Raw genomic sequence first — 23,990 nt, forward strand, 5'->3', positions numbered from 1 at the left:
GGCAGGTTTGCCCACCTTTGACATCTAATTGAAGCCACTACTGCGTTAACTTATTGAACATTAAACAACCGCGGTAAATTAATGCACCACCGCAGTATCGTCAGCCTCGCCATGGGGAAGCTCAGGACCAAACTCCGAATAACACATAATGGCGGCAATACGCACAAACTCGAGTAATTCAGTGTAAGCGGCTTCAGACTCTTCATCGTCGGCAACATCAAATTCCACTTGGGCAATTTCCGCCAAGTCTTTGATCACTTCACGTACTTCTGCCGAGGCTTGATTCAGTTTCGGCTGAATAATCGCCATGCCAGTCAAAAAACTCTGGGTCCACAGAGACAAGGCTTCAACACGTTGGCTGAGCGGCTCTTCTTCTTCGGGCAACAGCGGCATGAAACCAAATTCAAAATCCACTAAACGCGTCACTGAATCGTTAAATAAATCACACACTAATTGATGCAACTGCGCTGGCAAAGGTTGACCATCGTTCATCAGGTCGAATAAAGGCTTGATCCAAGTGTCGCCAGTTTGCTCTACACCACCGCAGATTAAACCGACTAAAGCACCGTGAACTTCTACCGGATGCTGGCCGATTTCAGCCGCATCTAAGGCGAGTTTTAAGCTGTCGATACGTAACGAAGGAGGAGTTGCCATATCAGATCCCAATAAGATTTTTCCAGCAGCAATGCTAGCAGAGATAAAGACTTGAACCAATACTGAATCCCAATAATGGCGAAATCGGCCACGCCCTGATAAAAAACTATCCAACTGCTCACACAAACAGCAAACAAAACCGTCAAAGACCAATCCATTTGCGGCTTACCTTGCACTTTTAAGATCAGCCCTATATAGTCCGCCCTAAGAGGCTAACGAAAGGATCACCCGCGACATGAGTAACAGTGCTGTTGAAATTACCCTACTTGGGCGCACCTACTCTATCGCTTGCCCGAAAGGTCAAGAGGATGCCTTACGTACGGTAGCGTTGGGAGTTGAACAACAACTCAGTGCGTTAAAAACCCGAACCAATAGCCTAAGCCGTGAAGAAATTGCGATCATGGCGGCGCTGAATATTGGACACGAGTTGTTCCAAGAAAAGCAAAAAAATAAGCACTACATGCAACAGATGGACGACAGGATCAGCTTGCTGCAGTCGACCCTCGAAAGTGCCTTAGTTGAGCGTTCAACTAAATAGATTTAAACTGTGCACCTTAGTGATTTAACACTCATTGAGTTAAACCAACTGACGCACAGTGAATGGCTAAACTGGATTATCAACATAAACCAATGCTTTAGCGATTCAATACCGTTTTGCTCCCTGGGATGCATGCCAACTGGTAATGTCCCTGTGCCGATAATTTTTATCTCAGGGTGAATGCTTTACTGACATTGTGCATGCTCGGCTTGTACCGAGAAGCCTTAGGAGGTAATCATTTACCCGCCTTGAACCTACGGTTCAAGGGCTACACCGGTAGCGGCATTCTGGGGAGCATCTTAATTCTATGTCTACATCTTCCATACTTTCTCATTTGAATCCCCAAAGCGACACGGCGCAACTTGCCGTAGAAGTCGCTGATGCCGTAGATGTCGCAAGCTATGCGGCAAATATCGCACTCCATACAAAAGAAAGCCGCAATCTGTTACGCAAAGCCATTCGCACCGCCCGTAAATCTCTCTCCGAAATAGAACAAACCCAAGCAAGTTTAAACGCCTGCCAGCGAATGCTCGATGCATTGCAGGCCAACAAAGCGCAACATGTGGCGTTATATCTCACCCATGATGGCGAACTCGCCACGCCACCGCTGATCGCTGCGCTGTGGCAAATGGGCATAAACACCTATCTGCCTAGGTTACATCCCTTCAATGCCGGACAATTATTATTCCTGCATTACACCGCAGATACCCCCATGCAACCCAATCAATTCGGCATCTTAGAACCTAAATTAGATGTGCGCGCCATTATCCCAGTGACAGAGTTAGATGTGGTTATCACGCCCTTAGTGGCTTTTGATTTAATGGGGAATCGCATGGGCATGGGCGGCGGCTATTACGATAGGACGCTGGCAAACTGGCAGCTTAAAGGTAAACCTTTGCCTATGGGTTACGCCCACGACTGTCAGCAAGTGACGAGTTTACCCTGCGAGTATTGGGATGTGCCTTTACCGTTCATCATCACCCCAAGTCGGGTACTGACATTTTGAAAGAAGGACCTAGAAGCTAGGGCGCGGCGCTGCTAGAAAAAGCAGAGCGTCGCTCCATAACTGCTCCTGCACTCTTTCTATAAAAGAGTTCGAACTCCTACATCTGACCACTATGGAGGGTGAAAATGTCATATTTGGTATGAAAAAAAATAGATCATGCAGTCGTTCGCTCCTTCTAGAATCTAGATTCTAGAGCCTTCTCTACCTTAAATGCCGGCCACCATCGACATTATGGCAACGACCGGTGACGTAGCGGCTATCCAGCAGATATTCCACTAAGTCGATAATTTCCTCATTCCCCGCCTCTTTCGGCAACAGCGCTTTGGCTAAAGTTTTTTGCTGATAGGCAGCATCATCACCCACATTAAATAGGATCATCGCTGGCGCAATCGAATTCACTTTGACCTCGGGCGCAAACTTGGCGGCAAAGGATAGCGTCATATTGTGCAGCGCAGCTTTACTGGCGGCATAGGCAATATGCTTCTGACTGCCCTTCTCTGCCACATAGTCAGTAATATGAATCACATCACTGCCGCCGATTTCATCGCCAGCACCCGCACGTAGCTGCGCCTCTAAGGCCAAGTTCAACTGATAGGGTACGCTCACATGCACTTGCATCATCCGCTGCAGCACTTCGCTCGGCGCAAAAGTGGTACTCTTTAAAGACTCATTCTTTGTAAGCACAGGATCCGGCAGCCAGTCAGAGGCATTGTGAATAATGGCGCGAATTTGCGGCAATTTAGCTAACTCAGCAATTAAGGATTGCACTTGGGCATCGTCATAAAAATCACAGGGATACAGAGTCGCACCTAAAGCGTTCAGCTCATCAATGCTAGCGTAATGGCTGCGATAAGTACCAATCACACGCTGACCTTGGGCGAGAAAATGTTTAGCTAAGGCGTAACCTATGCGTTTACCCACGCCTGTGATTATGATGGGAGATGTCATACCTATCCTTTTGAGTCGTTATTGGTCAGGTTTTACCTTGTTCGCTTAAAAATCAGCAATCAAGTTAAACTGATGAATAACCAAGATGTTACTGCACTCATTTGAATTTAACCTAACAAAAAGCCAAATGAGGTCTGATCCGTTCTACAATCACCTCGATCTAAAACCCTTTCTTCTGCGTATAGGGTAGAAGAAAACCAAGCTTAAGTACTCAAGCCAAGAGCTTAGACCAAGTATTGTGATCAAGTCATCAGAGGTAATACCGATGGAACTGCGGATTTTTTACGATGGAAATTGTCCATTATGTAGCGCCGAGATGCGCCAACTGAAAGCGCGCGATCCGAAGAACTTGATTGCGCTTGAGGATTTAAATGCGCCAGACTTTAGTAAGCGCTTCAGCCATATCGATAGAGACTACGCTAATACGATTCTCCATGGCGAAACCGCAACGGGCGAAGTGTTACTCGGGTTAGATGTCACTTGCAAAGCGTGGGCACTGACAGGGACGCGCGCTTGGATCCAACTATTACGCCTGCCCGTGATTAAAACTGTCGCCGATTGGTGCTATCTCAGATTCGCAAAACACAGATATCGCATCTCTTATTTACTGACGGGCAAAGCCCGCTGCGATGATAACTGCCAAATTCCCACTAAGCGCCGCTGAATGAGCTTTAGAAAGAGTAAAACGCAGGCATAAAAAAACGGAGCTCAATGGCTCCGTTTTTAATTCGTCATAATCTAAAAAGATTATCCGAAAGATTATTTAACGAAATCAACGCCTAGTTTGATATCGCCTTTCAGCGTATCTAACATAGAATCACGAGCGTTAGCTTCGAATGCACTCACTTCACCGTAAGGCAGTACTTTTTCAATACCGTTTTTGCCTAACAGCACAGGTTGTGCGAAGAATTCAGCATGCTCGCTGCCGCCGTCAACATAGGCGCATTCAACGATGTTAGCTTCGCCTTGCAGACCACGAACCAAAGACAGACCGAAACGGCAAGCCGCTTGACCCATAGACAGAGTCGCGCTTCCGCCACCGGCTTTAGCTTCAACCACTTCGGTACCCGCGTTTTGGATGCGAGTCGTCAGACTTGCCACTTCTTCGTCAGTGAAAGTCGCGCCTTCAACTTGAGACAGTAATGGCAGAATAGTCACGCCGCTGTGGCCGCCGATCACATTCACTTTAACGTCAGCAACGTTCAGGCCTTTTAATTCGGCGATGAAAGTTTCAGAGCGGATCACGTCTAGAGTCGTGATACCGAACAGACGGTTCTTATCGTAAACACCCGCTTTTTTCATCACTTCTGCAGCGATAGCTACGGTCGTGTTGACTGGGTTAGTGATAATGCCAACCAAAGCCGTAGGGCAAGTTGCCGCTACTTTTTCGATCAGGTTGCGAACGATACCCGCATTGATATTGAACAGATCTGAACGATCCATACCAGGCTTACGTGCAACACCAGCAGAAATTAGAACAACGTCAGCACCCACTAGGGCAGGCGTTGGATCTTCACCAGCAAAACCTTTGATTTCAACAGCAGTTGGAATGTGGCTCAAGTCAACCGCAACACCCGGAGTTACCGGTGCGATATCATATAGAGACAATTGTGAACCCGCAGGCAATTGAGTTTTTAACAGTAGGGCAAGAGCCTGGCCGATACCACCAGCAGCACCAAGTACAGCAACTTTCATAGTTATCTCCGTTATTTCTCGGATATGTGTGACATGGATCTAATTTGCGTTGGCGTCACATTACTGGAATGTCACAACAATTTCAATTATCCCTTAGTCGTGGGACAAAAGAATTCCGGAATAACGTAGAAGCAATGTAGAACAATTACTCAATTTGGGATTTTTATGCCCCCAGCAAACACTTAACCACTGGGGCTTAGTGAATTTTTATTCAACCAATCTGGTTATTTGTTGACAATTTTTCTAAAAATATTCAAAATGGGCCTGTTTTTTTGAATAACGAATAATAATATTATGCAAACGACCAAGAATCAGGATGACCTTGTTAGAATTTTTAAGTCGATTTTAAAAGAAGAGCGCTTTGGCTCTCAGAGTGAAATCGTCACCGCCTTGCAAGCTGAAGGCTTTGGTAATATTAACCAATCGAAAGTGTCACGCATGCTCAGCAAGTTCGGCGCAGTGCGGACTCGCAACGCTAAGCAAGAGATGGTGTATTGCTTACCAGCCGAATTAGGCGTACCCACCGCGGGTAGCCCACTGAAGAATTTGGTACTCGACGTCGATCACAACCAAGCTATGATCGTCGTGCGAACTAGCCCAGGTGCCGCGCAGCTGATTGCCCGCTTGTTGGATTCTATCGGTAAACCAGAAGGCATTTTGGGTACGATTGCCGGTGATGACACTATCTTTATTTGCCCATCGAGCATCCAAGATATCGCCGATACCTTAGAAACCATCAAATCTTTATTCAATTATGCAGAATAAAAAAACAGGTCAGTGAGCTGACCTGTTCTATCTGTACATTTTGAAGTGCAATATAGCGCTGGTTATTTGGCCATTGTCCCGATTACGTTACACATTCAAGCACAATATCTAACTCACAATATCTAACTCAACTATAACGATATCAGTAAGCCACACTGATGCGCTGGTTTGGGTGAGCGCCCTTTTCGGCTTCATCTACCATGGCTTTTGCGTAATCAGTTACAGAGATACGGCTTTGACCATTAGCATCGGTAAAGAAGCTATCGCCACCAAGACGGTACGGGCCTTCACTCTCACCGGGATAAATCTCAGCCGCTGGGCTCACAAAGGTCCAATTGATTGCCGTTTGCGCCGCACGGAATACCTTCAAGGCTTCACCCTGAGCTAACGCCTCATCTTTATATACTGCGGGGAAATCTGGGCTAGAGACCAGCGTCACACCCGGCGCCACTTCTAAACTCCCAGCACCACCGACCCACAATAAACGTGGCACGTTAGCGTTAGGCAGCACATCCAGTAAATGCTGAACCGTACTCGCCACTAGACCATGATTTTGTTGGGCGCGGCCACCAACGGCGGCAATCACGACATCTACGCCAGCAAAGGTATCGGCGACCAATGGCTGCTCTAAATCCACGGCACGTATTGCCACGTCAGCCACGGATAACTTGCTTGGGTCACGCACTAACGCTATCACTTGATGCCCGCGACTCTGTGCTTCTTTTAAAATTGCACCACCGATCCAACCCGTTGCACCTAAAATTGCGATTTTCATTTCATTGTCTCACTCAGATGATTTACATTGGATCCAGTTTACTTGCAGTTTTTCACCTAATAAACATCAATAATTGAGCATGATTGTTTCAATATAGGATACTAATGTGGATAAAATTGCCGCTATACGCAGTTTCGTCGAAGTCGCAAACTGTGGCAGCTTTACCAAAGCTGCCGAACATTTAGACCTCAGCCGCCTGCAGGTTTCCCGTCATATTCAAGAAGTGGAGCAGTGGTTGAGTTTACGCTTATTACACCGCACCACGCGCAGCGCCAGCTTGACTTTGCAGGGTGAGGAAGCGCTACAATTTTGCCAGCGGATCTTAAGTGAAGTTGCAGCCATGGAGAGCCGTGCCCACAGCCATAACAGTGAACTGGTAGGCAGTATTCGTATCGCTACGCCTATTGGTCTTGGGCAGCACAGTCTATTTGATGTCGTCGATCGCTTTATTAAAATTCATCCTAAGGTCAACATTCAACTGGTGATGTCGGACAGTTTTGCGCAATTGGTAGATGAAAGAGTCGACGTGGCGCTACGTTATACTGAGCAGCCCGATGAGAATCTCATAGCTCGGCGTTTGATGACCATAGATGCGGTACTTTGCGCGGCGCCGAGCTATCTTGATAGCGCAACGCCACTCCTCGAACCCATTGATCTACTGGCCCACAACTGCCTCATACACTCAGCGCAACAAAACTGGCCTTTTCTAAAAGAACTGCAAGCCGAGCACGTCAAAGTTACAGGGAATCTTAGGGCTAACGATATGGGAGTGTTGGTCAGTGCGGCGCTACGTGGACATGGCATAGTGCGTTTACCCTGTGACTTAGCTAACCAGTACCTTGCCAGTGGTCAACTCAAAGAAGTCCTACCCGAATTTACGACACCAGGCCAAACCTTGTGGGCGGTATATTTGTCCCGCAGTTATCAGCAAAATCTAGTGCGCGCTTTTATCGATTTCACCGCCCTGCAATGGCAGCTCGATATCAAAAAATGGGTTCCCGCGCATTAGCATAAAAAACGCACTTAGGCGTTAGCTTAAGTGCGTCTCGATTGATGCTAATCCGGCTTGATTATAGAAAGCTTATTCGTCGAACTGCAGCATAAAATCCAGTGCGGGGGCAAAGAAAGATGAACCTGTCATCGCCTTAGTAAAATGCATCAAGTGATCATGATTGCCTGCGCCATCACCAAACATCATGCTATGCAGCATCTTTTCAAAATGTTCTGGCGTGCGGCAGTTAGAGATAAACATTAATCCCTGCTCCTTCAGCGAACCATAGGGCATACTCTGACGCAGGATCTCCATTGATTTACCATCGGCATCTTTAAGATTAACGCGCTTGATATGGCTGGTCAGTGGCTTATCTTCAGATTCATACTCGATATTATCTTGCTTAGTACGGCCGATAATATCCTCTTGTTTTTTAACTGGTAATCTATGCCACTTACTCAAGTTATGGGCATATTTTTGCACATGGATATAGCTGCCACCCTTAAACTCAGGATCCTCATCACCCACAAGTGCCACTTCCTGGCGGTGGCGCCCCTTAGGGTTTTCGGTGCCATCGACAAAACCAGTCAAATCGCGGCTATCCATAAATCTAAAGCCACGCTCTTCTTCAACTAACTCCACTAAGTCTTCAAACATTTGGCTGATTTCATTAGCCACTAGATGCAGAATGTCGTAACGATCACTGCGAATATGCACGAATAAATCATATTCAATTGCAGGCGCTTCACGACTGCCCACTTGCATCGCAGGGAAAGGTTTGAGCAGTTCTGGGCGAGCAGTAGGATAGAGGCTATCCCAATAATTAGCACCAATACCAACAAAACCATTGAATGCACTGTCGGAATATTGATCTGTCAGCTCATAAATATACTGCGCAACGTTGGCAAGACAGGGACGTAATTGCGACTCGACATTGTCATTGGCATTAAACATCAAATAGACACTGTGTAAGTTCCCCTCTGCACACACACCCAACTGTTCACGCGGCATATTTTGAATATCCATTTGGTTATCACCCTTTTTCTAAATTCATTCTCGGCAATATTATCCGCAACTTTACCTAAAAATGACATTAACTAACGCACAGTTTGCTCTGATCTGTTTATGATAATGCCAATAGCGGAGCATTATCCCACCCCAGACCCTTAAACATAAAAATTGACGAGACCATTAAAGTCTCGCCAATCTGTTAAATCGAATCAATGACATCAGGTTCACTCAGTGTTGAGCTTACCTTAGCATTTATCTTAGTGTTAATAGCCTGCGGCGTGACCATCCTTGCGACTCTCAGAGGCCGCACGATATACGCCGGTTTCGGCATTAAATCCAATGGCTTGATAGCCACCAAACTCCCCAAGTCCATCACGCAGCACATGGCCTTTCTTAATCAACTCACGACGGGTTTCTACCGGAAAACCTGATTCTAGACTGACGTAGCCACCATCATTCATCACTTCGCCTGTGGGCTCGGTTGAACCCATATGCAAAATTCTGGGGGCATCGCCCGCTTCTTGCAAGTTCATTTTAAAATCAATCAGATTCATTACAATCTGCGCGTGCATTTGTGGCTGAGTCGCGCCGCCCATCACCCCAAAGCTCAGCCAAGGTTTACCGTCTTTGGTCACAAAAGCCGGAATAATGGTATGGAATGGACGCTTGCCCGGTGCGTAGGTATTAAAACGCCCTTCCGTTAAATCAAACATTTGCCCGCGGTCTTGCAGCACAAAGCCGAGATCCGGCGGTGTCATCCCTGACCCCATACCACGGTAATTACTCTGAATGAGTGACACCATGTTGCCATCTTTGTCAGCGGTAGTCAGGTACACAGTATCGCCATGTTGCAACGCTGGATTACCCGCATCGACACTCTTGGCGGCTTTTGTAGGGTCAATCAACTTAGCGCGATCATAGTTATATTTCTGTGAGATAAGCTCAGTAACGGGCACTTTATTAAAGGCCATGTCGGCATAAAACTTAGCTCTGTCGGCAAAGGCGAGTTTCTTTGCTTCGACAAATAAATGAACATATTCAGGACTATTAAAGCCCATGGCAGCCACATTAAAGGGTTCCATGGTTTTTAAGATTTGTAGCGCCGCAATGCCTTGACCATTAGGTGGCAGTTCCCACACATCGTAACCACGGTAGTTCACCGAAACGGGATCTATCCAGTCGCTAGTATGGCTCGCTAAGTCATCATAACTTAAATAACCACCTTGGGATTTCATGTACTTATCAATACTTTTGGCAATATCACCTTTATAGAAAGCATCGCGGCCGCCCTTGGCAATTTTCTCATAGGTGTTAGCAAGCGCGGGATTTTTAAAGATTTCCCCTACGGTAGGCATCTTACCATTAGGCATATAGGTTTCTTTAAAACCGGGGAATTTAGCCAGTTTTTTACCACTGCCATCAAGGTAATAGGCAATCAACTCTGACACAGGGAAACCATCACGGGCGTAATGAATGGCAGGCGCGAGGTTATCAGCCATAGCTAATTTACCAAACTTATTATGCAGCTCATACCAACCGTCCACAGTGCCCGGTACAGAAACAGGCAAAGGTCCAAGCGGCGGTAAATAGTCTAATCCGAGGGATTTAAGCTTTTCTAAACTTAAGGATTTGGGACTGCGCCCCGATGCATTAAGACCATAGAGGCGTTTATCTTTTGCGCTCCAGACGATAGCAAATAAGTCCCCGCCGACACCCGAGCCCGTTGGCTCGACTAACCCTAACATGGCGTTAGCGGCAATCGCTGCATCGACCGCACTGCCGCCCTGTTTGAGTATATCAATAGCGACTTGCGTGGCTAAAGGCTGACTGGTCGCCGCCATCCCTTGGGTTGCATACACTTCTGATCGCGTTGCGAAGGCTTTACCTGTGATCCTATCCATGGCCATCACTCCTGAAGACGATATTGCCGTTGCTACAATAACGAGGGTGCAAATTGAATTTATTGTTTTTATCATAATTCCTCCAAAACCGGAGGATAAAAGTAGCAAGGATGGTCGAAAATATCACCAACCAATACCGCATAGACCCAAGTTTAACGTAAGCAAAAATGTCGTACTTTAGTTGGCTATGCTATATCAGCATTGAATAAATACTCATCGCTTAGATTGGGTCCCCACAGTTTGAATATGCTGAAGATTCAAACAGCACAAGCGAATGCGGCTCAGTCGTTACCCCAACCTTTTGACCGATACTTAGCTGCATCATTTGGCTACGCACCTCCACATAATAAGCATGGGAAGCGGCCTCAATTTTGACCCAATAATGACAAAAGGCGCCTAAGAAACGTCGCTCAGTGATAGTACCTACGCCCTGTTCATCGGCGCTGAGCGTCAATTGCTGTGGTCGCAAGAATACTGTTCCGCTGAACTCGCTCGGCAAATTTAATGGCGTGAGGCTGGTTAAATGACCTATGGGAGTGACAACACTGTGCCCATCAAACACTGCTGCAGGTAAGTAATTACCGCTACCTAAAAAGTCCGCCACATAGCGGCTGTTTGGGGCAGCATATAAAGCTTCGGCACTACCATGCTGCACTATGATGCCTTGATTAAAGATGGCTAAAGTATCTGCAAATACAAAGGCTTCATCCTTGCTATGAGTAACAAACACCGCGCTGACATTACGCTGTTTTAAGATGCTGCGAATTTCCGCCATCATCTCGTAGCGCACTTGGGCATCAATATTGGAAAAAGGCTCATCGAGCAGCAATAACTGCGGCTCATAGGCAAGTGCCCGCGCAATCGAAACTCGCTGCTGCTGACCGCCAGATAATTCATGGGGATAACGCTGTGCCAACCCTTCAAGTTTGACCAAGGCTAGCATTTCATCCAAACGTGCCTGACGTTCTGCGCCCGACAATCTAGCCACCCCAAAGAGGATATTTTCCGCCACAGTCAAATGAGGGAAAAGCGCATAGTCTTGAAAAATCATGCCGATGCCGCGCTGCTCGCTAGGTACAAACTGGCTATCGCCACTCACTATGCGGCCATTAATCTGGATTTCACCTTGGCTTATGGCCTGTAATCCAGCAACCGCACGTAATAAGGTCGTCTTGCCACAACCGCTTGGGCCTAACAACGCCAGGATTTCCCCTTGGGCGAGCGTTAAACTCAAACCTTTAAGTACTTGCTGGCCCTGATAATCGCTATGAATTTGCTTAAGCTTGAGCGTACTTGTCATCAGCTGTGATGCTCCAATGAACGGTTTAAATAAATAAGCGGCACTAAACCCACTAGTACAATCACAATAGCAGCTAATGCGCCGTGCTCGAGTTTTTCATCGGACGCAAACTGGAATACATAAGTTGCAAGATTCTCAAAGCCGATAGGCCGCAGCAATAACGCAGCGGGCAGTTCCTTCATGCTTTCGATAAACACCAATAAAGCGCCCGCAAACAATCCCTTAGCAAGTAAAGGCAAATGCACCCGCCGCAAAAGTTGCCGAGGAGTTTGCCCCATGGTCAGGCTCACCATGTCTAGCGATGGCGAGATGCGTTTATAACTGCTTTCAACACTGCCAATCGCAATTGCCACGAAACGTACACAAAAAGCAAAAATCAATGCAATCACACTGCCTGTAAGGATAAGACCAGGACCTGCTATGCCGACAAGATCCGCCAGATCGTTAATCGCAAAATCTAGCATAGTTAAAGGCACTAATACCCCAATAGCCAGCACAGTGCCTGGTAAGGCGTAGCCCGTCGAAGCTAACCGTGAGGGCAAAGCATCACTCTGTCTTGGGCTTATCCGGCGAACGAACATAAGCAGTAAGGCGATTAAGCAACAGAGTAAACTGGTGATCAGCGCAAGACTGAGGCTGTTAAGACTCAATTGCCAAAAACTCTTATCCCAGCTTTGTTCAAAGTAACCAATGGCATAGGATAATAAAATCCCGAAAGGTAACAGAAAGGCTAATAGCAATAGCATGCCGCAAAAGCTGAGTGCTACCAAGGTTTGAGTCATCGAGAGTCGATACAAGTCAGTGACTTGTATACGTGATTGTTTTTGGAATAACTGCTGTTTACGACGGGCAAAACGCTCAAATCCAATCAGACTAAATACCACCAGCAAGATAATCGCCGATAACTTAGCGGCGGCGGTCAAATTGCCATAACCCAACCAAGTGTCGTACACGGCTGTCGTTAAGGTAGGCACGGCAAAATAGTTAACCGTTGCAAAATCAGCGGCCGTCTCCATCGCCACTAAAGCCACCCCAACGGCGAGCGCAGGCCTTGCCATAGGCAAAGATAAACGCCAAAAACTTTGCCACGGTGAACAGCCCATAATGCGCGAAGCATGGGCCAAACTTAAGGATTGCTCCATAAAAGCGGTACGCGTCAAGAGATAAATATAGGGAAACAATACCAGCGACAACATACACGCCGCGCCGCCTAAGGTACGAATATCGGGGAAGAAATAATCCTGCGGTGAGTCCCAGCCAAATATCGAACGAAGACCGCGCTGCACTGGCCCCGCATAATCGAGTAAATCGGTATAGACGTAGGCAACAATATACGCAGGCATAGCGAGGGGCAATAATAGCGCCCATTGCAAATATCGCCTGCCGACAAAGTCACAACGAGCCATCAACCAAGCGCAAGGTAACGCGAGTAATAACGCCCCCAGACTCACCCAGAAAATCAGCAATAAACTGTTAATGATATATGTCGGCAGAACCGTTGCCATCAAGTGCCCAAACACGGCTTCGTCAGGCTGAAAAGCTTGAAATATCAACGCAAATAGTGGCAATACCAGCAAGGCGGCCACGGCATAACCAGCAAGCGACCAGCTTCTGGCTAATCCTAAAATCATGTCAATCCTTAAAACGTCACAGCGCCAATCACTGGCGCTGATAACCTAAATCTGCATTTTGTCGCTAGCACTGGAGCTAGAGATCAAACTGCACTTCATCTAATAGCTTAACCGCCGCTTGGTGATATTCTGCCAACTTAAAAATGGGCAATTGATCTGACTTAAACTTACCCCATGAAGCCACTAAAGATGAAGGTGCCACATCGGCTTTCACTGGATATTCCATATTCACATCGGCATAGGCCTTCTGAGCAACATCGGCGGATAAGAACTCCATCAATTTGATCGCATTGGCTTTATTAGGCGCATGGCGAGTGAGTACCATACCAGACACATTCACATGGGCACCGCGGTCAGCTTGGTTCGGGAAGTTGAGCGTCACAACTTCGGCAATCGCCTTTTGCTCAGGATCCTGCAACATATTGCCGTAATAGTAGCTATTACCAATGGCGATCTCACACACACCTTCTTTTACTGCGGCAATTTGCCCCCTGTCGTTCCCCTGAGGTTTGCGGGCTAAATTAGTTTTCACGCCTTGTAACCAAGTTTTTGCCTCAGCTTCACCGTGATGAGCAATCATAGATGCGACTAACGCTATGTTGTATGGATGCTTACCACTGCGAGTACAAATCTTTCCTTTATATTTGGGTTCGGCTAATTCTTCATAGGTCAATTGCTGCTGGCCTAAACGATCCTTGGCTGTATAGAGATTTCGCACCCGCATAGTCAGGGCATACCACTGGCCATCGGGATCGCGATACTGCGCAGGAATATTGCTCTCTAGGAGGGGATTTTTGACTGGAGAGGTTAGATCTTTATCCACTAATTCAACTAAACGTGAAAAATCAGACGTCAGCACAAGATCTGCTGGGGATAAACGGCCTTCACGGACGAGACGCTCGGCAATACCGTCTTTAGCAAATACCAAATTCACACCTATGCCAGTTTCTTCGGTGAAACGCGTCAGGATAGGCTCCACCAAGAAAGCTTGGCGATAAGAATAAACGGTTAATTTATCATCTGCATTCGCTGAATGCCCAACCGACATTAACCCAACAATAGCCGCGCAAGTTACCCATTTCATTACCGAATTCTCCCCAAAGTGATGACGTGTTCAGCAAAATTAGAACACTAACGCATTAATGATAATGCTTATCAGTTTCGCAAGAGTAATAGATACGGAACTCGAGAGCAAGCAGCTAATTAACTTTATGTTTTTAATGGCATTAATCTGAAAATTTGAGATTATCTCAAATCAAACTAAACTGAACCTTAATTCGATTAAAATGCTTTCAGGAGGCGTTATGTTAACTGTTTTGCTGCTAGGCGTAGCCGCAATTGCGCTATTTTGCTTATTCAAACTCAATAGTCGTCCCAAAAGACATAAACACTCTTCTCAAGCTGCTGATCCCAGCATTAATAAGACTCACAGTTTTCACAGTGTGAGCATTGTGAATAACGGCAGTTGCTGTGAGCAAATTGAAGCGCTTTCTGGAAAACGATTTTTATCGAAAGATGCGCCCGAAATTCCGATGGAAGAATGCACTATGGCAAACTGCCAATGCCGCTATCAACACCATGAAGACAGGCGCCAACTAGGCAATGATCGCAGAGTAGAATATGGGGTTACTCGTGAGTTATTCGGCGCTTTTGGTGAACAAAATCGCCGTGATAGGCCAAAAGGAAGACGCGCAACCGACGGTTGAGCATCCTCTGCGGATTATTGGGGACGAGTTTGAATAAATGCAGGTAAATCACGCATTTCACTGAACCAAAGTGCTGTCGCAGGTGCAACCTTACGCCAATCTAGCTCTGGATGTCTAAAATCCACATAATCGAGTAAGCAAATCAAAGCTAATTGCGGTGCTTGAATCGTGGTTTGGGTGATCACAGTTTGAAGCTCAATCTGCATAAGGCCGCGCAGCAGTGCTTGTTCAAAACGTGCAGTCCAAAATACTGATCTCACGCCTTCTTCTTCACGCATTTGCTCTTGGCGTAATTTCACCGCGCTATCGATTAAGCCTTTGACTAAAGAATACTGACACTCCAGCACCCAGTTATTATTTGAGATCCCAAACATCTTACGATCACCAAGCTCTGCATCTAGGTAACGCATGATCACTTCACTATCGAATAGTGCTACACCATCGTTGGTAATAAGACATGGGATCTGTCCTAACGGGTTAGCATCGAGTAATTCTGCGCTGTTTTCAAAGGGATTAACTAACTGCTCTTCAATATTGTTAATCCCTAGATACTGGATTAAGGCTCTTACACAACGGGCATAGGGCGAAGCTTGAGAACTTAACAACTTCATCAAAAATTTCCTTTTGTTTGCATTAAACGCTATGGCTTTTTAGGGGCAAGAACGGAAACAAGTTTACTCTCGCCTTCTATGTAAAATTGAGATTACCAGTATTTTTCAACGGTAATTTGCCCAGGAGCACGGCGTAAATTCTTCACTAACCCTTTATCGAGTAAAGCGGCTTGCGCACCATTAATCATACCCGGATTGCCGCAGATCATAACTTGAGAGTCAGCTGCGTTTAAGGTTAATCCTGCCTTTTTTTCGATTTCACCCGAGACTATTCCCTCGGGAATGCGGCACTGCAAAGCATCGGCAAAGGGTTTACGGGTCACACTCAAGACTAATGTAAATTGTTCAGGGTATTTGCGTTCTAAATTACGCAGCTTATCAAGATATGCCAAATCCTGTGCCTCGCGCACGCCATACACAAGCACGACTTTTTCAAAACGCTCCCAAGGTTCATCGGTGTCGAGCATAGACAAAAATGGCCCTACTGCTGTTCCTGTGGCTAAAAACCACAAATGCTTCCCTTGGAGTTCACCCTTAGGAATTTCAGCTAAGGTCATAAAACCGGTCGCGGTTGAGGTAATTTCAATTTCATCGCCTATTGCAAGGTTGTGTAATTGAGGCGATAACAGGCCATCCTCTACCGCAACGGCGAGCACCTCGGCATAGGGTTTATCGGGAGAATTGACTAAGGAGTAGGCTCTAGCCACACGCTTATCATCTTGCATTTGACTTAACTTGATAAACTGACCAGGAATAAATGGAGCTAACTCGGCAGCAATGCGCAATGAGAATAACTTATCACTCCAATCAATACGTTCTATCACTTGTCCCCTAATCCACATAACTTGCCCTCAAGCGAAACGTTAAATAGGCTTCCAGCATAGACTTTTTTCTGCACAACAAAAACCCCTTATATAAGGGGCTTATGACTATAACGCTGAATATAGAACTGAAAATACTGAGGTATTAACTCGGACTCGATGCTGTCTCATCAGTCTTCTTGTTAAAGCTATCTCTAAAGGCTTGCAGCCCCTCTTGCACTAAGCTGTAGGTTTTATCGACACCATCGGCAATATCACCCTGTAATACTTTAAGGCCGGACAGAATATCTTTAGCCTCTTTAAAGCCATTGTCGATGGCACCGCCAATAATCCCCATAAAGCTATCGAGTTGTTCATCTAAGCTCATACCTGAATGTTGCTGCTGATGAATCCCAAAGAATTTAGTCGCAAAATTCACAATGCGATCAGCTGTGGCCTCTGGAGACATATCAACGCCATTATCATAAGCGGTTTGAGTCGCGTTTTCGCCCATAGTAGGCGCTAGCTCTTTGTTTATGGCATCAATAGCAGCACGATAGAGCAAGGTCATAGACTGATCGCCTGACTTAATGTTTACCTCTTGCTGCGCCGATAAAATCGCTTGATTCATTAATAACTTACTTGTCTGGTATGCCGTTTGCCTCGATGTGGCTTTCGCGTCCTTCGAATCACTCACTTCGGTGCCCTTAGACGCCGTGTTTTCAGCATATTTTTTCTGTGGCAAAGGAGTACTTTGCACTTGAGGGGGTTTATTGATTTCCATGATGACTATCCATTCAATTCGGGTCGACTTAATTATCGACCAAAATTTAACCAGCTTTAGTAATTTTTAGAATTGAAGTACCATCTGACCACAAGGCCATGATAAGGCCCACATAAATTAAGTGGGTTCATTCTTTAATAAGGTGCATAAAGCGCCAACCCACCGCAATGCAGATCATTACTATCGCTGAGCTTAGACATAAGCCAATAGAAAAGGATGTTACACCATGGCAGCAGGCCGCAGTTTGAGTCATTTCCGCTTTCACGAGTTTACACTAATCCTTAAGCACTATTTTAAGCATAATCTGGGTATCAATATAAAACGCTTTAGCCTGCTAACAAGCCTCGTCATATTCACTTGCCTCGGCTTTACTCCCATTAGCCAAGCTCATGCGGAGAGCAGACTAATTATTTTAGTCAGACATGCCGAAAAAGCCGACACGCCAGCCAATAACCCGCAGTTATCACCCAAGGGAGAAATACGCGCAGCATCACTGATCACTGCCTTGAGCCGCACGCCGCTGTCGCAACTTATTGCGACTCAATACCTAAGAACCCAACAAACACTCGCGCCCATCGCCGAGGCTCGCCACTTACCTGTGACGATAGTAGAAGCAGCCAAACCTATCGAAGGACATATTCAACACATTGTCGAACAAGTGCATGCTGTAAAGGGCAATACACTCATCGTTGGGCATTCAAACACTGTCCCACTGATCATTAAAGCCCTTGGCGGACCAGAGATCCAAGCGATCAGCGAAGATGACTATAGCCAGCTGTTTTTACTCTCTCTTAATGATGACCAACCTGCGAGCTTGATCGCCACCCGTTACGGACAAGAATAAGGATAAATAACATGAGTGAACTCAATTGGTTTATGTGGGGACTCGATCTATTTTCAGGGCTGTTTTTGATTGTAATAGGACTCGCTGTACTCGCGGTTATTTACATGTATATCGCAGATAAAATGCAGACCAAACAAGCGGTAAGACATAACTACCCAGTAATTGGTCGCTTTCGGTATCTGTTCGAGAAACAAGGCGAGTTCTTTAGACAATACTTTTTCGCCCAAGACAGAGAAGAACTGCCATTCAACCGTGCAGAACGCAGTTGGGTTTACCGCGCGGCTAAAAATGTCGATAGAACTATCGCCTTTGGTTCAACTCGCCCCTTAGATAATGCTGGTACCATTATGTTTATGAATACCGCCTTCCCAACCCAAGATGAAGAGATCACACCCATTCATCCACTGACAATTGGCACCAATTGCCGCCAACCCTATACGACTCAAGCTATTTGTCATATTTCAGCCATGAGCTTTGGGGCTCTATCGCGCCCAGCAATTACCGCCCTTTCCCACGGTGCAGCGCAGGCGGGTTGCTGGCTTAACACAGGTGAAGGCGGCTTGAGCCCTTATCATCTAAAAGGTGGCTGCGATATCGTCTTTCAAATTGGAACAGCCAAATACGGTGTACGTAATGAGCACGGACATTTAGACGATGAAAAGCTCAAGTCGATAGCCATTCATCCCGAAGTCAAAATGTTTGAAATTAAAATGAGTCAAGGGGCTAAACCGGGTAAAGGTGGCATTTTACCAGGGATCAAAGTCACAGCTGAAATTGCCCATATCCGCGGTATTCCTCAGGGTTATGACTCTATTAGCCCTAATGGTCATATTGAATTCAAATCCGTGAACGATATTTTGGATATGGTTGAACGAGTACGTGAAGTTACCGGTAAACCAACGGGCATTAAGGCCGTACTCGGTGACGTACAGTGGCTCGAAGATTTATGTGATGAAATCGAACGTCGTGGCGAAGACTCTGCCCCCGACTTCTTTACTTTAGACAGTGCCGATGGCGGCACAGGCGCTGCACCACAACCTTTAATGGATTATGTCGGATTACCACTGAAGGAAAGCTTACCAATCCTAGTTAATGTCTTGATCCAACGAGGCTTGCGTAAACGCATCAAAGTCATCGCTTCGGGTAAACTCATAGTGCCATCAAGAGTCGCTTGGGCTTTAGCATTAGGTGCAGACTTCATCGCATCGGCCCGCGGCAATATGTTCGCCCTAGGTTGTATTCAAGCCTTACAGTGCAATAGAGATACCTGCCCAACGGGCATCACAACGCACAATCCCAAGCTACAACAAGGACTCGATCCTAGGGATAAATCGGCTCGTGTTGCTAACTATAATCATAATTTACACCATGACTTAGCCTTAATTGCGCACTCTTGCGGAGTGACAGAACCAAGACAACTCAAACCCTCACATGTCCGAATTGTACTCGATAGCGGTTTATCCATTTCACTCGATAAATACTATGCACATATGGATAAGTAGCCGCGAACCCTCGCGGTTAATGGCGAATACAACTTTCGTTTATATAGGGTTTACATAAGGTATATTTGAATGCGTATCACAAAAGAGGTAAGATCCGTGACGTGAGACATTATTCAAATGTCTTACCCACAATTGAACTTAAGGAAACACTTTGAAATCTAGCTTCGTAAGCCAACTGCCCGCCAGTAAAACTGTAAGCACTAGCTGTAAGAGCTGTAATCGCCTGACCGAGATCGAAGGTGAACTGGTGTGTTTTCGCGAAGGGCAGATCATTCGACTCACTTTGATAGATGAGTCAGTACCTAAATTGAATCTTTTATGTGAAGGTTGGAAAGCGGGGAAGCTGAACGGCGTAGCTTAATTCAGTCATATTTTATCTCTGGAGTCTCTCTAGAGCATCAAGAATAGAGGCTCACCTCTATTCTCGTACGTTCTCACCTAAACTGTACTAAAGCACTAGCGAACACACCTAACGCATACCCATAAAGTCACTTGTCGGCGCGTTCATATCGCGGATCACACCTGCCAGCACCATTTCTGGATTGACTTTAGCCAAGGTAAGTCGCCGAGTTGTAACCAACAGGCCCGCATTCAATTCAGCATGAATACGTTGCAATGAATCATAATCAACACCACGTTTTTTCAATGTCGCCATGATGGCATACCAATCAGTGGCGACTTTTTCTTCTTTGCCTTCAATATTAGCTCTCAGTGTAATATTTTCCATGCCAGATCTCTTCCGATTGATGTGTTGGCATTGAGTATAGAGAGCCGAAGCTGAATAAAGACTGAACTGTATTACGCTATTAACTGCTCAGATGAGTATGTTGTTGCTCATTTTGTATCCGCCATAATTTGGCATAGAGACCATTTGCCAACAGCAAAGTCTGATGATTACCTTGCTCAACTATTTCTCCTTGGCTTAATACCACAATTTGATCGGCATCGACTATGGTCGATAGCCTATGAGCTACCACTAGGCTAGTGTGCCCCTTAGCGACTTCCCGCAGTGCCGACAAAATAGCTTGCTCGGAGCGACTATCGAGTGAAGATGTTGCCTCATCAAACACCAGCACGGGCGAGCCCTTCAAAATGGCCCTTGCTATCGCGACCCGCTGTTTTTCTCCGCCAGATAGCTTTAAGCCGCGCTCACCCACCTTTGTGTCCCAACCAAGGGCAAGTGATGCAATAAATTGCTCTAAGTGCGCTAATTTAATAGCATTACGCACTTCTTCATCCGTCGCGCTTGGGCGACCATAACGTATGTTTTCGACTAATGAATCGTTAAACAGCACAGTATCCTGCGGCACGATAGCGATGGCACGCCGCAGCGCATCTTGCGTGAGATGGCGGATATCTTGTCCATCGATTTTAATCGCACCTTGGTCCACATCGTAAAATCGAAATAGCAGTTTAATCAGGGTCGATTTACCTGCGCCACTATCACCTACAACAGCCACCTTTTTACCGGCTTCAACCTTAAAGCTCACGTCCCGCAGAATTTGCCGCTCATCGTAGCTGAAATTAACATTTTCAAATATCAACTCACCCTTAGTGGGTTGAAAATCGAGTGCTTGGGGTAAGTCGACTATCATAGGATGTTTATCGAGCAGGCTAAACATGCGCTCAATATTGGCTAACGCGCCGCGAATTTCGCGATATACAAAACCTAAAAAGTTAAGGGGTAAAAAGAGCTGCATCATGAACGCATTAATCAATACAAAATCACCTAAGGTCATATCGCCATAGGTGACTCGGTACGCCGCCAGCGCCATCATAGCTGTCATCGCCAGAGCAATAATCACAGCTTGTCCGCCATTGAGCGCAAACAAAGATAAACGGTTTTTACGCTTAGCGACTTCCCACTGTTCGAGCGCTTGATCGTAGCGCTGCGACTCATACTTCTCATTATTAAAATACTTTACCGTTTCATAGTTCAGCAAGCTGTCGATGGCGCGGGTATTCGATAACGAGTCAGCCTTGGCCGCATCACGTACATACTCAGTACGCCATTCGGTCGCGACCACAGAAAAAATAATATAAGCCAGCACAGCAACAAAAGTGATTGCCGCAAACGCAATGCCGTAGTTATAGAAGAAAATGCCAATCACCATGACAATTTCGAGCAAGGTCGGCACTATGTTGAACACCATAAAACGCATGAGGAAACTCACGCCGCTGGTGCCGCGTTCAATATCACGGGAGAGGCCGCCGGTTTTGCGCTCTAGATGAAAATCGAGGTCAAGTCGGTGTAAATGGTCGAATACTGCTAAGCCTAAACGGCGGATCGCCCGCTCGGTTACGCGGCCAAACAAGGTATCGCGGATCTCCCCCGTAATCGCCGTTAGTAAACGTACCGCACCATAGGCCAACACTAATCCTACGGGCACACTGAGGGCTTGCGCGGTTTTATCGGCATCTAAGGTGTCGACCAAATGCTTCAGAATAAAAGGTAGAGCCACGCTGGTCAGCTTAGCGATGATGAGGCATGACATCGCCAGCGCAATACGGCCTTTGTATTCCAATAAGTAAGGCCAAAGCAGTTTCATGACGTGCCAGTTTAATTTATCGACTGGACCTTCAAAATATAACGTTGGGCGCATAAGACATAACCTTGAATGAGTTATGCCAATTGTAACAGTTCACACCGAACATAAGCTAAGCGAAACTAGCAAAGTCTGAATAAAATCAATCAGATTTTCCTGACAGACAAATAGACTTATTCACGACATACTCAGCTGCTATTTTGATTGCATTTAAAGTCAAAACATCATACTTACGCATTACACTGGCGTATTCACAATAAATGAATTTATACTGATTTGTGTTCAGGCATGTACCGTTTTACTTAACCTCAGAGCCGTATGTAGGAGGATAAGAGTGCAATGGAAGAAGACTTGGCACAGAGTTGCTGCTGTTGATTATTTTTGCAGTTTTGCCCAAAATGCCATGGAGGCGGTTATACAAATCAATAGAATTTGTTAACCTCTACGCGCTAGATTTTGCGATTCATACGCCCAAGTTCTAGCGAGAACATTAAGACAAACAAATTAAATTAAGATCAAAGGAAGCTTTATGTTGGATTCCGCTAAAGTTCAATACCCGCCATTACCACTGATCCAAACTTGGGTGTGGATGATGATCGAATCAGGCAATCCAGAGATACAAGATAAAGGTAGAAACAACCTTATTGCCGCCTTTGGTAGCTTAGCCAAAGCAAATGAATACATTGTTGAAATAAGCAATAAATAGATAAAACAAAGGCGCCGGGATAGCGCCTTTGTTTTTACTTAACCCGCAATCGTTAACGGCTAACTCAGGTATAGTTGCGGTTTATGTTCGCTCGAGCAGATAATTAAACCTGACGGCGTTCGATAATGCTTTGGTTCAAAATGGCTAACAGACGCTCGGTATCATCCCAACCAATACACGCATCGGTAATACTCTGCCCATAGCATAACTCTTGACCTTCAATAAGATCTTGACGACCTTCCACTAAATGGCTTTCTACCATAACACCAAAAATAGCAGTATTTCCCGCCGCCACTTGACCAGCTACATCTTCAGCAACCACTAACTGACGTTGATACTCTTTACTACTATTAGCATGGCTAAAGTCGATCATGATGTTGTCGGCAAGCTTTGCTTTTAACAATTGCTGGCTAATCTCAGTGACATGCGGCGCGCTATAATTGGGCTCGCGGCCACCCCGTAAAATAATGTGGCAATCAGGATTGCCCTTAGTCGAAACGATCGCCGAATGGCCCAACTTAGTCACAGATAAAAAATGGTGTGGTGCATTGGCAGCACCTATCGCATCAATAGCAACTTTAATCGTGCCATCAGTACCATTTTTAAAACCGACCGGACAAGAAAGACCCGAGGCTAACTCTCTGTGTACTTGAGATTCTGTCGTACGGGCACCAATGGCTCCCCAGCACATTAAATCAGCCATATATTGTGGGGTGATCATGTCAAGAAACTCACCCGCAGTTGGCATACCGCTGTCGTTCAAATCCACTAATAATTTACGGGCGGTGCGTAAACCATCATTGAGTTTAAAGCTGTTATCCATGTAAGGATCGTTAATCAGCCCCTTCCAACCCACTGTGGTTCTTGGTTTTTCAAAATACACTCGCATCACAATTTCGAGTTGATCTTTATAACGTTCACGCAGTGAGACCAAACGCTGTCCATATTCCAACGCAGCTTTGGGATCGTGGATAGAACAAGGCCCAATCACCACTAATAGACGATCATCAGACTTAGCCAGAATATTATGGATACTATTACGCGCATTAAACACAGTCGCAGAGGCTTTTTCGGAAGCAGGAAATCGTTCAAGAATCGCGATAGGTGGAAGTAACTCTTTTACTTCTTTAATGCGAACATCATCATTTTGGTAATACATAATTTTACTGCTCCAACGCTGGTGTTTTAGGCTATTTCTATCGCTGCGATAAGGGATCTCAACTGCAATACTGAGTTCAATTTATCGAGTCTCAGGCGCCAATGCAACCAAGTTGTC

25 protein-coding genes and 1 other RNA gene are annotated in these 23,990 nt (G+C 45.9%); 11 read left to right on the plus strand and 15 right to left on the minus strand.

What is annotated here, in order from left to right:
* Positions 1-78 precede the first annotated feature (78 nt).
* On the minus strand, positions 79-654 hold the full coding sequence (locus L5M28_RS17795) for a UPF0149 family protein (RefSeq protein WP_105252998.1): 576 nt from the start codon (positions 652-654) through the stop codon (positions 79-81).
* 235 nt (positions 655-889) lie between these two features.
* Between L5M28_RS17795 and L5M28_RS17800 the strand changes: the two genes are divergently transcribed.
* The 3 genes from L5M28_RS17800 to L5M28_RS17810 all read left to right on the plus strand — a co-directional run bounded on the left by L5M28_RS17800 (position 890) and on the right by L5M28_RS17810 (position 2,198).
* A complete protein-coding gene (locus tag L5M28_RS17800; RefSeq protein ID WP_105250206.1) occupies positions 890-1,192 on the plus strand; it encodes a cell division protein ZapA in 303 nt (100 codons plus the stop codon).
* 117 nt (positions 1,193-1,309) lie between these two features.
* A non-coding RNA gene (ssrS, locus tag L5M28_RS17805) (6S RNA) lies at positions 1,310-1,490 on the plus strand.
* Between the two features lie 9 nt (positions 1,491-1,499).
* Positions 1,500-2,198, plus strand: a complete 699-nt coding sequence (locus tag L5M28_RS17810) for a 5-formyltetrahydrofolate cyclo-ligase (protein WP_263204100.1) — start codon at positions 1,500-1,502, stop codon at positions 2,196-2,198.
* A gap of 201 nt (positions 2,199-2,399) precedes the next feature.
* On the opposite strand, the gene folM is transcribed toward L5M28_RS17810, so the two are convergent.
* Complete coding sequence (gene folM, locus L5M28_RS17815; RefSeq protein WP_263204101.1) at positions 2,400-3,146, minus strand: dihydromonapterin reductase; 747 nt, start codon at positions 3,144-3,146, stop codon at positions 2,400-2,402.
* A gap of 265 nt (positions 3,147-3,411) precedes the next feature.
* Between folM and L5M28_RS17820 the strand changes: the two genes are divergently transcribed.
* Positions 3,412-3,810, plus strand: a complete 399-nt coding sequence (locus tag L5M28_RS17820) for a thiol-disulfide oxidoreductase DCC family protein (RefSeq protein ID WP_212599683.1) — start codon at positions 3,412-3,414, stop codon at positions 3,808-3,810.
* A gap of 95 nt (positions 3,811-3,905) precedes the next feature.
* Here L5M28_RS17820 and mdh read toward each other — a convergent pair whose 3' ends face one another.
* Complete coding sequence (gene mdh / locus L5M28_RS17825; RefSeq protein ID WP_105250210.1) at positions 3,906-4,841, minus strand: malate dehydrogenase; 936 nt, start codon at positions 4,839-4,841, stop codon at positions 3,906-3,908.
* Positions 4,842-5,135: 294 nt separating this feature from the next.
* Here mdh and argR point away from each other — a divergent pair, with 294 nt between their 5' ends.
* On the plus strand, positions 5,136-5,606 hold the full coding sequence (argR, locus tag L5M28_RS17830) for a transcriptional regulator ArgR (protein ID WP_006080175.1): 471 nt from the start codon (positions 5,136-5,138) through the stop codon (positions 5,604-5,606).
* A gap of 142 nt (positions 5,607-5,748) precedes the next feature.
* Here argR and L5M28_RS17835 read toward each other — a convergent pair whose 3' ends face one another.
* Positions 5,749-6,381, minus strand: coding sequence for an NAD(P)-dependent oxidoreductase (locus tag L5M28_RS17835; protein WP_263204102.1), 633 nt, complete (start codon positions 6,379-6,381; stop codon positions 5,749-5,751).
* Positions 6,382-6,487: 106 nt separating this feature from the next.
* On the opposite strand from L5M28_RS17835, the gene L5M28_RS17840 reads away from it, so the two are divergent.
* Positions 6,488-7,390, plus strand: coding sequence for a LysR family transcriptional regulator (locus L5M28_RS17840; RefSeq protein WP_113939097.1), 903 nt, complete (start codon positions 6,488-6,490; stop codon positions 7,388-7,390).
* A 72-nt stretch (positions 7,391-7,462) separates the two neighbouring features.
* Here L5M28_RS17840 and L5M28_RS17845 read toward each other — a convergent pair whose 3' ends face one another.
* From L5M28_RS17845 to L5M28_RS17865, 5 genes are all read right to left on the minus strand, one after another.
* Positions 7,463-8,398 carry a Dyp-type peroxidase gene (locus tag L5M28_RS17845; protein ID WP_173496718.1) on the minus strand — a complete coding sequence of 312 codons (936 nt, stop codon included), beginning with the start codon at positions 8,396-8,398 and terminating at the stop codon, positions 7,463-7,465.
* A 248-nt stretch (positions 8,399-8,646) separates the two neighbouring features.
* The gene (gene ggt / locus L5M28_RS17850; protein WP_263145619.1) at positions 8,647-10,359 is read right to left on the minus strand and encodes a gamma-glutamyltransferase; all 1,713 of its coding nucleotides are present in this window, start codon (positions 10,357-10,359) and stop codon (positions 8,647-8,649) included.
* Positions 10,360-10,504: 145 nt separating this feature from the next.
* Positions 10,505-11,584 carry an ABC transporter ATP-binding protein gene (locus L5M28_RS17855; RefSeq protein ID WP_028759403.1) on the minus strand — a complete coding sequence of 360 codons (1,080 nt, stop codon included), beginning with the start codon at positions 11,582-11,584 and terminating at the stop codon, positions 10,505-10,507.
* Positions 11,584-13,215 (minus strand): ABC transporter permease, encoded by a 1,632-nt coding sequence (locus L5M28_RS17860; RefSeq protein WP_263204103.1) that lies wholly within the window; start codon positions 13,213-13,215, stop codon positions 11,584-11,586. The genes L5M28_RS17855 and L5M28_RS17860 overlap by 1 nt, the downstream gene beginning before the upstream one ends.
* A gap of 76 nt (positions 13,216-13,291) precedes the next feature.
* Positions 13,292-14,299, minus strand: coding sequence for a Fe(3+) ABC transporter substrate-binding protein (locus L5M28_RS17865; RefSeq protein ID WP_263204104.1), 1,008 nt, complete (start codon positions 14,297-14,299; stop codon positions 13,292-13,294).
* A gap of 220 nt (positions 14,300-14,519) precedes the next feature.
* Here L5M28_RS17865 and L5M28_RS17870 point away from each other — a divergent pair, with 220 nt between their 5' ends.
* A complete protein-coding gene (locus tag L5M28_RS17870; RefSeq protein WP_219253284.1) occupies positions 14,520-14,921 on the plus strand; it encodes a hypothetical protein in 402 nt (133 codons plus the stop codon).
* 14 nt (positions 14,922-14,935) lie between these two features.
* Here L5M28_RS17870 and L5M28_RS17875 read toward each other — a convergent pair whose 3' ends face one another.
* The 3 genes from L5M28_RS17875 to L5M28_RS17885 all read right to left on the minus strand — a co-directional run bounded on the left by L5M28_RS17875 (position 14,936) and on the right by L5M28_RS17885 (position 17,116).
* Positions 14,936-15,532, minus strand: coding sequence for a glutathione S-transferase N-terminal domain-containing protein (locus L5M28_RS17875; RefSeq protein WP_131525196.1), 597 nt, complete (start codon positions 15,530-15,532; stop codon positions 14,936-14,938).
* A 92-nt stretch (positions 15,533-15,624) separates the two neighbouring features.
* Positions 15,625-16,374 (minus strand): ferredoxin--NADP reductase, encoded by a 750-nt coding sequence (locus L5M28_RS17880; protein ID WP_105250220.1) that lies wholly within the window; start codon positions 16,372-16,374, stop codon positions 15,625-15,627.
* A gap of 124 nt (positions 16,375-16,498) precedes the next feature.
* A complete protein-coding gene (locus L5M28_RS17885) occupies positions 16,499-17,116 on the minus strand; it encodes a DUF5610 domain-containing protein (RefSeq protein ID WP_263204105.1) in 618 nt (205 codons plus the stop codon).
* Positions 17,117-17,342: 226 nt separating this feature from the next.
* On the opposite strand from L5M28_RS17885, the gene L5M28_RS17890 reads away from it, so the two are divergent.
* From L5M28_RS17890 to L5M28_RS17900, 3 genes are all read left to right on the plus strand, one after another.
* Positions 17,343-17,960 (plus strand): SixA phosphatase family protein, encoded by a 618-nt coding sequence (locus L5M28_RS17890; RefSeq protein WP_263167803.1) that lies wholly within the window; start codon positions 17,343-17,345, stop codon positions 17,958-17,960.
* Between the two features lie 11 nt (positions 17,961-17,971).
* On the plus strand, positions 17,972-19,462 hold the full coding sequence (locus L5M28_RS17895; protein ID WP_105250223.1) for an FMN-binding glutamate synthase family protein: 1,491 nt from the start codon (positions 17,972-17,974) through the stop codon (positions 19,460-19,462).
* 151 nt (positions 19,463-19,613) lie between these two features.
* On the plus strand, positions 19,614-19,823 hold the full coding sequence (locus tag L5M28_RS17900; RefSeq protein WP_105250224.1) for a hypothetical protein: 210 nt from the start codon (positions 19,614-19,616) through the stop codon (positions 19,821-19,823).
* A gap of 108 nt (positions 19,824-19,931) precedes the next feature.
* On the opposite strand, the gene L5M28_RS17905 is transcribed toward L5M28_RS17900, so the two are convergent.
* Positions 19,932-20,189 carry a hypothetical protein gene (locus L5M28_RS17905; RefSeq protein ID WP_105250225.1) on the minus strand — a complete coding sequence of 86 codons (258 nt, stop codon included), beginning with the start codon at positions 20,187-20,189 and terminating at the stop codon, positions 19,932-19,934.
* A 79-nt stretch (positions 20,190-20,268) separates the two neighbouring features.
* Positions 20,269-22,065, minus strand: a complete 1,797-nt coding sequence (locus L5M28_RS17910) for an ABCB family ABC transporter ATP-binding protein/permease (protein WP_263184471.1) — start codon at positions 22,063-22,065, stop codon at positions 20,269-20,271.
* Between the two features lie 472 nt (positions 22,066-22,537).
* Here L5M28_RS17910 and L5M28_RS17915 point away from each other — a divergent pair, with 472 nt between their 5' ends.
* The gene (locus tag L5M28_RS17915; RefSeq protein ID WP_105250227.1) at positions 22,538-22,714 is read left to right on the plus strand and encodes a hypothetical protein; all 177 of its coding nucleotides are present in this window, start codon (positions 22,538-22,540) and stop codon (positions 22,712-22,714) included.
* Between the two features lie 103 nt (positions 22,715-22,817).
* On the opposite strand, the gene aroG is transcribed toward L5M28_RS17915, so the two are convergent.
* On the minus strand, positions 22,818-23,873 hold the full coding sequence (gene aroG, locus L5M28_RS17920; protein ID WP_131525191.1) for a 3-deoxy-7-phosphoheptulonate synthase AroG: 1,056 nt from the start codon (positions 23,871-23,873) through the stop codon (positions 22,818-22,820).
* Between the last annotated feature and the right edge of the window lie 117 nt (positions 23,874-23,990).

The organism is Shewanella sp. SW32 (genome assembly GCF_025653365.1).
Lineage (GTDB): Bacteria > Pseudomonadota > Gammaproteobacteria > Enterobacterales > Shewanellaceae > Shewanella > Shewanella oncorhynchi.

Coding starts and splice junctions, on each gene's coding strand:
- L5M28_RS17795 (WP_105252998.1), bottom strand. CDS start 654: ATGGCAACTCCTCCTTCGTTACGTATCGACAGCTTAAAACTCGCCTTA.
- L5M28_RS17800 (WP_105250206.1), top strand. CDS start 890: ATGAGTAACAGTGCTGTTGAAATTACCCTACTTGGGCGCACCTACTCT.
- L5M28_RS17810 (WP_263204100.1), top strand. CDS start 1,500: ATGTCTACATCTTCCATACTTTCTCATTTGAATCCCCAAAGCGACACG.
- folM (WP_263204101.1), bottom strand. CDS start 3,146: ATGACATCTCCCATCATAATCACAGGCGTGGGTAAACGCATAGGTTAC.
- L5M28_RS17820 (WP_212599683.1), top strand. CDS start 3,412: ATGGAACTGCGGATTTTTTACGATGGAAATTGTCCATTATGTAGCGCC.
- mdh (WP_105250210.1), bottom strand. CDS start 4,841: ATGAAAGTTGCTGTACTTGGTGCTGCTGGTGGTATCGGCCAGGCTCTT.
- argR (WP_006080175.1), top strand. CDS start 5,136: ATGCAAACGACCAAGAATCAGGATGACCTTGTTAGAATTTTTAAGTCG.
- L5M28_RS17835 (WP_263204102.1), bottom strand. CDS start 6,381: ATGAAAATCGCAATTTTAGGTGCAACGGGTTGGATCGGTGGTGCAATT.
- L5M28_RS17845 (WP_173496718.1), bottom strand. CDS start 8,398: ATGGATATTCAAAATATGCCGCGTGAACAGTTGGGTGTGTGTGCAGAG.
- ggt (WP_263145619.1), bottom strand. CDS start 10,359: ATGATAAAAACAATAAATTCAATTTGCACCCTCGTTATTGTAGCAACG.
- L5M28_RS17855 (WP_028759403.1), bottom strand. CDS start 11,584: ATGACAAGTACGCTCAAGCTTAAGCAAATTCATAGCGATTATCAGGGC.
- L5M28_RS17860 (WP_263204103.1), bottom strand. CDS start 13,215: ATGATTTTAGGATTAGCCAGAAGCTGGTCGCTTGCTGGTTATGCCGTG.
- L5M28_RS17865 (WP_263204104.1), bottom strand. CDS start 14,299: ATGAAATGGGTAACTTGCGCGGCTATTGTTGGGTTAATGTCGGTTGGG.
- L5M28_RS17870 (WP_219253284.1), top strand. CDS start 14,520: ATGTTAACTGTTTTGCTGCTAGGCGTAGCCGCAATTGCGCTATTTTGC.
- L5M28_RS17875 (WP_131525196.1), bottom strand. CDS start 15,532: ATGAAGTTGTTAAGTTCTCAAGCTTCGCCCTATGCCCGTTGTGTAAGA.
- L5M28_RS17880 (WP_105250220.1), bottom strand. CDS start 16,374: ATGTGGATTAGGGGACAAGTGATAGAACGTATTGATTGGAGTGATAAG.
- L5M28_RS17885 (WP_263204105.1), bottom strand. CDS start 17,116: ATGGAAATCAATAAACCCCCTCAAGTGCAAAGTACTCCTTTGCCACAG.
- L5M28_RS17890 (WP_263167803.1), top strand. CDS start 17,343: ATGGCAGCAGGCCGCAGTTTGAGTCATTTCCGCTTTCACGAGTTTACA.
- L5M28_RS17895 (WP_105250223.1), top strand. CDS start 17,972: ATGAGTGAACTCAATTGGTTTATGTGGGGACTCGATCTATTTTCAGGG.
- L5M28_RS17905 (WP_105250225.1), bottom strand. CDS start 20,189: ATGGAAAATATTACACTGAGAGCTAATATTGAAGGCAAAGAAGAAAAA.
- L5M28_RS17910 (WP_263184471.1), bottom strand. CDS start 22,065: ATGCGCCCAACGTTATATTTTGAAGGTCCAGTCGATAAATTAAACTGG.
- L5M28_RS17915 (WP_105250227.1), top strand. CDS start 22,538: ATGTTGGATTCCGCTAAAGTTCAATACCCGCCATTACCACTGATCCAA.
- aroG (WP_131525191.1), bottom strand. CDS start 23,873: ATGTATTACCAAAATGATGATGTTCGCATTAAAGAAGTAAAAGAGTTA.